The organism is Candidatus Erwinia dacicola, assembly GCF_001756855.1.
Taxonomy (GTDB): Bacteria; Pseudomonadota; Gammaproteobacteria; order Enterobacterales; family Enterobacteriaceae; genus Erwinia; species Erwinia dacicola.
This window is the reverse complement of sequence record NZ_MAYS01000083.1, coordinates 1-7,828: the sequence shown is the minus strand read 5'-3', so window position 1 is coordinate 7,828 and position 7,828 is coordinate 1. Positions and strand designations below refer to the sequence as shown.

6 protein-coding genes and 6 pseudogenes are annotated in these 7,828 nt (G+C 54.9%); 6 read left to right on the top strand and 6 right to left on the bottom strand.

The window, feature by feature from the left end:
• A partial coding sequence (locus BBW68_RS02335) for a transposase (protein WP_186821247.1) occupies nt 1-182 on the bottom strand: 182 nt, incomplete at its 3' end.
• A gap of 108 nt (nt 183-290) precedes the next feature.
• Between BBW68_RS02335 and BBW68_RS19395 the strand changes: the two are divergent.
• Nucleotides 291-431: pseudogene (locus BBW68_RS19395) on the top strand (IS256 family transposase); the annotation flags it as partial.
• Here BBW68_RS19395 and BBW68_RS20285 read toward each other — a convergent pair.
• Nucleotides 423-716: pseudogene (locus BBW68_RS20285) on the bottom strand (IS21 family transposase); the annotation flags it as partial. The pseudogenes BBW68_RS19395 and BBW68_RS20285 overlap by 9 nt on opposite strands.
• 263 nt (nt 717-979) lie before the next feature.
• Between BBW68_RS20285 and sanA the strand changes: the two are divergent.
• Together sanA and BBW68_RS20475 are read left to right on the top strand one after the other, a co-directional pair.
• Complete coding sequence (gene sanA, locus BBW68_RS02325; protein WP_070133841.1) at nt 980-1,693, top strand: outer membrane permeability protein SanA; 714 nt, start codon at nt 980-982, stop codon at nt 1,691-1,693.
• 260 nt (nt 1,694-1,953) lie between these two features.
• Nucleotides 1,954-2,205, top strand: a complete 252-nt coding sequence (locus BBW68_RS20475; protein WP_083264756.1) for a transposase — start codon at nt 1,954-1,956, stop codon at nt 2,203-2,205.
• A gap of 215 nt (nt 2,206-2,420) precedes the next feature.
• On the opposite strand, the gene folE is transcribed toward BBW68_RS20475, so the two are convergent.
• Both folE and BBW68_RS15495 read right to left on the bottom strand, forming a co-directional pair.
• Nucleotides 2,421-3,086, bottom strand: a complete 666-nt coding sequence (folE, locus tag BBW68_RS02320; protein WP_070133840.1) for a GTP cyclohydrolase I FolE — start codon at nt 3,084-3,086, stop codon at nt 2,421-2,423.
• 274 nt (nt 3,087-3,360) lie between these two features.
• Nucleotides 3,361-3,887: pseudogene (locus BBW68_RS15495) on the bottom strand (YbfB/YjiJ family MFS transporter).
• A gap of 113 nt (nt 3,888-4,000) precedes the next feature.
• Here BBW68_RS15495 and BBW68_RS02310 point away from each other — a divergent pair.
• The 3 genes and pseudogenes from BBW68_RS02310 (at nt 4,001) to fghA (ending at nt 6,898) form a co-directional block, all read left to right on the top strand.
• Nucleotides 4,001-4,828 (top strand): annotated as a pseudogene (locus BBW68_RS02310) (LysR substrate-binding domain-containing protein).
• Between the two features lie 88 nt (nt 4,829-4,916).
• Nucleotides 4,917-6,044, top strand: a complete 1,128-nt coding sequence (locus BBW68_RS02305; protein ID WP_070133838.1) for an S-(hydroxymethyl)glutathione dehydrogenase/class III alcohol dehydrogenase — start codon at nt 4,917-4,919, stop codon at nt 6,042-6,044.
• A gap of 11 nt (nt 6,045-6,055) precedes the next feature.
• Entirely contained in the window at nt 6,056-6,898 is an 843-nt protein-coding gene (fghA, locus tag BBW68_RS02300; RefSeq protein WP_070133837.1) for an S-formylglutathione hydrolase, read from the top strand.
• Between the two features lie 67 nt (nt 6,899-6,965).
• On the opposite strand, the pseudogene BBW68_RS02295 reads toward fghA, so the two are convergent.
• Both BBW68_RS02295 and BBW68_RS17490 read right to left on the bottom strand, forming a co-directional pair.
• Nucleotides 6,966-7,682: pseudogene (locus tag BBW68_RS02295) on the bottom strand (ABC transporter ATP-binding protein).
• Between the two features lie 33 nt (nt 7,683-7,715).
• Nucleotides 7,716-7,828: pseudogene (locus BBW68_RS17490) on the bottom strand (IS6 family transposase); the annotation flags it as partial.

The window sequence follows — 7,828 nt, the reverse complement described above, 5'->3', positions numbered from 1 at the left end:
TCACGGTAGCCGTTACGGTAGGTCTCCCGCTCGTCACTGCGCTCATGAGGCTCTGCGTTGATGCGCTGAGTGACATCGGCCTCCATGATGCGGTTGAGCATAAATTCGGTGAGTTCACGCAGAAAGTCCTCGCCGCCGAGTTGCATCAGGGTGTTGCTGAATGTCATGCTGTTGTCGGCCATCGGTTGACTCCTTCTGAGATAATTGTCTAATTAACCATTACCTTACCGGATAAGCCAATGGCTCTCACCATCCTTCCAAATTTACACCACGTCCTAAGACTCTACCTATTTCCGGATACCAGTCACCAACGGTGACTGGTGCATAAAACTGCTAATGTGCTGGCCGCGCGACCAAAGTCAATACAACTAAAGGTGAAAAGCGAACTGCGTGAAATTTGGCTGTCCGGGGGGCAGGATTCAGCGAATATTATCAGGATATTTACCCGAACATTTATCGTGCAGATACTCAAAGACCGTTGTCGGCATGACCTGCAGACGGGACTGGAGCAAGGGAAGGATATCGCTCAGCTAGACATCTTCAAGAGGGTCCTAGCCTGTCCGCCAGTGCCGATCGCCTGACTGCTGCCATTGTCCTTTTTCAATACGTCGTCCGGAACGGACAGAGATGCCGGCGGTGGCCGCTGCGGCTTCCTAGGTAAGACCTTTATTACGTTGAGCCATGTAAAAACTGACCTGTCTGGTATTTAGCGCCACAACCTCTCCCTAGAAAGAAGAAACAGGACGCTCAGATTACAAACAGGCCAGAGTAATTATCGCGATGCGGACGGGGTAATTGTCGCCTCATACACCAGATTTGACAATAACTCACCTCAATCTAACGCTAATGTGTCCGGCGTATCACTGCGCCCGACATTTTATGTGTTTTCGCATCATCCGGTTTACTGTCACTTGCTTCACTCCCCTGCCTCAAGTAGCCTTGAATTCTCTTTTAATTGCCAACCCGAGCGCCGTCCAGCATGTTGAAACGCCTAATTTATGGTCTGATTATCATCGTCGCCCTGATGGTGATGGCCGCGCTTGGTCTGGACCGCTGGATTAGCTGGAAAACGGCACTCTATATTTATGACGATCTGAAAACACTGCCGCACCGTCAGGTTGGCGTGGTCTTGGGCACCGCGAAATATTATCGCATCGGGGTAATCAATCAATATTATCTCTACCGTATGCAGGGCGCACTCAACGCCTACAACAGCGGCAAGGTAAACTATCTGCTGCTGAGTGGGGATAACGCGTTACAGAGCTACAACGAGCCAATGACCATGCGCCGCGATCTGATCGCCGCAGGCGTTGAGCCGTCCGATATCGTGCTAGACTATGCCGGTTTCCGCACTCTCGATTCGATTGTGCGCACGCGCAAGGTCTTCGATACCAACGACTTTATTATTATCACCCAGCGCTTCCACTGTGAGCGTGCGCTGTTTATCGCCCTGCATATGGGCATTCAGGCGCAGTGCTATGCGGTGCCATCACCGAAAAATATGCTGAATGTGCGTATGCGTGAAGTCGGTGCCCGCCTCAGCGCGCTGGCGGACCTGTATGTGATGAAGCGTGAACCGCGCTTCCTCGGCCCGCTGGTGCCGATCCCCGCCGTACACGAAGTGCCGGAAGATGCGCAGAGCTATCCGGCTGTTACGCCAGAGCAATTGCTGGAGATTCAGCAGAAGATATAAGGCTGTAGCGTCTGGTGAGGTATAAGACTTTCAGGGATAATCCGTAACGCGGACTCGCCGTGAATACTTCCCTGTAGGCTCGTGTTCGCACATCCCTGTGCTCGACGGTCCGCTTATCCGGATATCCCCAATCGCCCTTCAGCATTGCTGTTGCGTTGAGTTTAAAGCAATAAGAAGGGCCGCACCCAAAAACGGTGGGCCCCTACACGATCTTCTGCACCCTTGTAGGGCTGAGGAATCCCTAGAAAAACGAGACAGGCATAGCGTTATGTGATCTACTGATTAAGCTTGAAGCTGCAAAACTGGTTGTCAACCACGGCTACACATTCGTTAAGGCCGCCGAAGCGGTTAATGTCAGCCATTTCGCTCTGACTCGCTGGGTCAATAAACTCAGACTGGAGCTACAAGGTAAACCCCCTTCGGGGCTTCCCCTCACCCCTGAGAAGCTTGAGCTGCGTGAGATGAAGAAAAAATACAACGCCTTGTATCCTGTTAACGGCTTTGTTGAATAAATCAGAGTTACAACCAGTGTCCGGTAATACATGCTGGAATGGCTAGCATCTTCGTCCAAAACCGGCATATTAAGATTACCTATTATTCAACAAACCCCATCCCATGCACAAAATCCAGCAGAACAATACACGACATTAAAGTGTTCCACATCAGGGATGCAGAGGCCATTACGGGCGGACCGATAAAGAGGGTCGCCCCTACAAGGAATAATCAGTTAACGGTGGTGGACGGAGCGCAGGAACTCCTGGCGAGTGTTCTGGCTCGACTTGAACAGCCCACCCAGTGAGGTGGTGGTGGTAGCGCTGGTGGCATCACGAATGCCGCGCGCTTTCACGCAATAGTGAAAGGCATCGATCGATACGGCTACATTGTTAGTACCGAGCAGGATTTGCAGCGCCAGCAGGATCTGCTGCGTCAGTCGTTCCTGCACCTGCGGGCGCGAGGAGAAGAACTGTACGATGCGGTTGATTTTCGACAGGCCAATCACCTTGTCTTTCGGGATATACGCCACGGTCGCCTGGCCGTCTATAATCACAAAATGGTGTTCGCAGGTACTGGTTAACGTGATATCACGCACCGTTACCATTTCGTCCACTTTCATTTTGTTTTCGATCATGGTAATTTTTGGGAAGTTGGCGTAATCTAGGCCGGAAAACACTTCATTAACGTACATCTTGGCGATGCGCTGCGGGGTTTCCACCAGACTGTCATCTTCAAGATCGAGATTGAGCAGCCGCATAATCTCGGTCATGTGACCGGCAATCAGCGCTTTACGCGTGTCATCATCCATGTCGCGCACGGGTAAACGCAGCGGGGTTTCCAGACCACGGGCAAGCAGTGCTTCGTGAACGAGTGTGGCTTCCTGACTCAACGTTGCCATGATTTTCTTTCTCCGGCAGGTATGACTTGCTAGGATTAAATTCCCAATAGATTTCATGTTGCAGGAAGGCGGCAACCGAACAAGTCCCCGGGAGCTTACATCGGTAAGTGACCGGGGCGCCTAAGGGCGACCAACGCACCTGCAGCATGAAAGATGAAGAGGACAGTCCTAGCGAAAATTCTGAGGCGCTATTTTGGTACACATTGCCTGTGTAATCCAGTGAATCAAAGCAATTGACGATGAAACTGCTTCATTCAGCCACCGCGTCGCGCTGCTACACCAACAGTCCGGCGATCAGCAGCGCCCCGCCTGCTACATAAAGTGCCAGAACCAGTCGGTGCTTTAACGCTGTGGGTGCAGCCGACAGCAGCGGCCCGACCAACTGCCCCACCGCATAGCCGGTGGTGAGCACCCAGCGAGATAGCGCGTGTGCTGCGGCGCCAGCTCACGTGCGTACTGTAACGACAGCTGCACCACGCAGAGTAAATCGCCGCCGACCAGTGCAGCCCCCAGCGCCAGCACGCCGTGCAGGCACGGCCCGGAGACGCAGGCCGACAGCAGCGTCAGCAGCGTCAGCAGCACGGTGCCCCAGATGCCGGCCTGTAAGCGCCAGTCTACCTGGCGCATGGCGTCAAACGAGCCGCACACCAGATAGTTTAAGACCGCCACGACCGCTGCGCTGGTCAGCTACAGCTGATGTTCGGCTATCATTAATGGCACCTGCGGCGTAAAGGCAAGGCGCCCAGTCCCCATTGCTACTACCAGCGCCAGAAAGGCGCTAAACGCGACGCGCACAGCCATTTTTACTCAGATTCTGTTTTTCAGGTGCCACCATCATGGTGGATGAGCAAACTCACGAAAAGTGAACAATAGCAATCAAATTGCTTACGATAAGAGAACAGATAAGAGAACACATGGATCTGACCCGGCTAAAAATGTTCTGTGCCGTGGCCGAAAGCGGATCGGTGGTGCGGGCGGCGGAGCAGCTTCATCGCGTACCGTCCAACCTCACCACTCGCCTGCACCAGCTGGAAGAAGATCTGGGCACCGATCTGTTTATCCGCGAAAAACAGCGCCTGCGCCTGTCGCCGATGGGGCATAACTTTCTCTGCTACGCCCTGCGCATTCTGGCGCTGAGAGAAGAAGCGCTCAATATGGCGAAAGGCAGCGAACCGGCGGGTAATTTAGCGCTCGGTTCGATGAAGAGTACTGCGGCGACTCGCCTGCCGACCCTGCTGACCCAGTTTCATCAGCGCTACCCGGCCGTGTCGCTGGCGTTGAGCACCGGCACTTCCGGAGATATTATCGAGCGTGTGCGCGCCGGTACGCTGGCTAATGCGCTTGTCGATGGCCCCATCAACGTTGATGAGCTGAACGTGTTTCATGAGCAGATGGTGCTAATCTCAAGCCCCGAGCTCGCCCTGATAATACAGCCGGCTGACGCTTTTTGGCTTTCGCCCCAACTGCTCCTACCGCGTGCGCTTTGAGGACTGGTTCCGTGCCGCCGGGGTACAGCCCGGCAACGTGATGGAGATCCAGTCATATCACGCAATGCTGGCCTGCATGACCAGCGGTGGCGGCTTGGCGCTGTTACCCGCCGCCGCACTGGAGCAGATGCCCGGTTGCGAGTGCGTGCGTCAGCACCCAATCCCCGCTGAATTACGTGATACCGACACCTAGCTGGTGGGCCTCGCGATGCTTTCATCCCCAACGTGGAAGCGCTGAAGTACCTGATTATTTAACAATTTGACGAGAAGTCCAGCAATTAGCGGCGCTTTCCCTCAACCCTAGCTACGCTTAACTCTCTCCACGACTGACAGGAAAAAATATATGCAGATAATTAAAACTTGCGCCGCCGTAGCATGGGCCACCGGTGAACCGCTGAAGATTGAAGAAGTTGATCTGATGCCACCGCAAAAAGGCGAAGTGCTGGTGCGCATCGTCGCCACCGGCGTGTGCCACACCGATGCCTACACCCTTTCTGGCAAAGATCCGGAAGGCGTGTTCCCGGCGATCCTCGGCCATGAAGGCGGCGGCGTGGTGGAAGCCATCGGTGAAGGCGTGACCAGCATCGCGGTTGGCGACCACGTTATCCCACTGTACACCCCGGAATGCGGCAAGTGTAAATTCTGCCTTTCCGGTAAGACCAACCTGTGCCAAGCAATCCGCACCACCCAGGGCAAGGGGCTGATGCCGGACGGCACAACCCGCTTCTTTAAAGACGGCCAGCCAATATTCCATTATATGGGCACCTCAACCTTCTCGGAGTACACCGTGGTGCCGGAAATCTCGCTGGCGGTGATCAGTAAAGAAGCGCCGCTGGAAGAAGTGTGTCTGCTAGGCTGTGGCGTGACCACCGGCATGGGCGCGGTAATGAATACCGCCAAAGTGAAGGAAGGCGATATCGTGGCGATCTTTGGCCTAGGCGGCATTGGTCTGTCGGCGATTATCGGCGCCAAAATGGCAAAAGCTGGGCGTATTATCGGTATCGATATCAATACCAGCAAATACGACCTAGCGCGCAAGCTGGGTGCCACCGACCTGATTAACCCGAAAGATTTCCATAAGCCGATTCAGGACGTGATTGTTGAAATGACCGACGGCGGCGTGGACTTCTCCTTTGAATGTATCGGCAACATCAACGTGATGCGTTCTGCACTGGAGTGCTGCCACAAGGGCTGGGGCGAGTCAGTGATTATCGGCGTGACTGGTACAGGTGAAGAGATTGCTACCCGCCCATTCCAGCTGGTGACCGGGCGCGTATGGCGCGGTTCCGCCTTTGGTGGCGTGAAGGGCCGTTCGCAGCTGCCGGGCATCGTTGAGCGTTATATGGACGGTGAGTTCCAGCTTAACGACTTTATTACCCATACCATGCCGCTGGAAAAGATTAACGAAGCATTTGACCTGATGCACGAAGGCAAATCCATTCGCTCTGTGGTTCATTTCAATAAGAAATAAGCGAGGAAAGGATGCCATCCACACTGAAGCTTTTAGAAGAACATCGCCTGTTTGGCGGCTGGCAGCAGCGCTATCGCCACCCGTCAACCAGCCTCAACTGCGCGATGACTTTCAGCGTTTTCCTGCCAAGCCCGAAAGGCAGTACCTCGCCGCCGGTGGTGTACTTCCTCGCGGGGCTGACCTGTAGCGATGAGAACTTCAGCATTAAGTCCGGCGCGCAGCGCGTGGCCGCCGAGCTGGGGCTGGTGCTGGTGATGCCAGATACCAGCCCGCGCGGCGAAGGCGTTGCTAATGACGAGGGCTATGACCTCGGCCAAGGCGCCGGGTTTTATCTCAACGCTACCGAGGCATCTTGGGGCAACCATTTTCGTATGTATGATTACATCAACGATGAGCTACCGGCACTGATTTCCAGCAATTTCGACGTAAGCGATTGTCAGGCGATAATGGGGCATTCAATGGGCGGCCACGGTGCGCTGATGATTGCGCTGCGTAACCCGGGTAAATTCAGCTCGGTGTCGGCATTTGCCCCTATCGTCAATCCGCTGGAAGTGCCGTGGGGGCAAAAAGCCTTCCGAGCTTATCTGGGTGATGATGAGACGGCGTGGCGTCAATATGACAGCTGCTGGCTGATGCGTAACGGCGGTGCGGTGCTGCCGATGCTGATCGACCAAGGGGATAGCGATCAGTTCCTTGCCGACCAGCTGCGGCCACAACGGCTAGAGGAAATTGCACTGGAGATGAGGTATCCGTTAACGGTGCGCGAGCAGCCGGAATACGACCACAGCTACTTCTTTATCGCCAGTTTTGTTGAGGATCACCTGCGCTTCCATGCGCAGCACCTGCTGGCATAAAACGGCCGAGCGAGATAGAAAGTCGGCCTCTACATGATCCCGTGTAGCGACCGACTTTCTATTTCGCTCAGCCCATCATCAAAACGCCGATGATTCCACCAAACCAATACCCAGGGGTACCCTGCGAGCAGCGCTCGATGCACCCTTTCACGCCGTACACCCGTGCCAGGCTCTGCGAGTGATCACCTCTTCCGGCAGTTCATCCACAATCAGCTCGCTGTTCTGCAACATCAGCACATGCTCACCGTGGCGCAGCGCGATATTGATATCGTGCATTCACCACCACCGTGACGATATTGAGCAGCCGCGTTTTGCGCCGCACTAAGTCCATCGCGTGGAACTAGTAGTTCAGATCCAGCGCGCTGAGCGGTTCATCCAGCAGCAGCTCCGGGCGGCGGATCAATGACTGCGCCAGACCCACCAACTGTTTCTGCCTGCCGGAAAGCTGGTCGAGATAGCTGAGCGCCAGATGAGCGATATCCAACTGCTCCAGCGGCGCCATGACTTCAGCTTCGCTAGCGGCACTGCTACGCCCGCCGCTAGCGCGCTGCGCAACGATAATCGATTCCAGCACGTGCAGGTGCACCCCGATGGGCAGCGACTGCGGCAGATAGACCACACGGCTGGCGCGGCTGGCAAACGGCAGCGGCATCAGCTCTTCACCATTAAACCACAGCTCACCGCTGGCGCGGTTAAGCCCCGCCAGCGAGCGCAGCAGCGTCGATTTACCGCAGCCGTTCGGCCTCAGCAGTACGGTGATTTTGCGGCACTGTTGCAAAGATATTGATGAGTTAGCCTTTCATGTTATTGAAAGGTTTTATCTTTCATAGACTCTGCTCACCAGACGCATCTTGCCTAGGGGATGCCCCAAATAAAATGATTCTGCCTGACCTTTCTGTAGCGCCCGCATCACTTCAATGCCTTTGATGG

Excerpts from the sequence above, each read along its gene's own strand:
- sanA (WP_070133841.1), top strand. The coding sequence starts at position 980 with ATGTTGAAACGCCTAATTTATGGTCTGATTATCATCGTCGCCCTGATG.
- folE (WP_070133840.1), bottom strand. The coding sequence starts at position 3,086 with ATGGCAACGTTGAGTCAGGAAGCCACACTCGTTCACGAAGCACTGCTT.
- BBW68_RS02305 (WP_070133838.1), top strand. The coding sequence starts at position 4,917 with ATGCAGATAATTAAAACTTGCGCCGCCGTAGCATGGGCCACCGGTGAA.
- fghA (WP_070133837.1), top strand. The coding sequence starts at position 6,056 with ATGCCATCCACACTGAAGCTTTTAGAAGAACATCGCCTGTTTGGCGGC.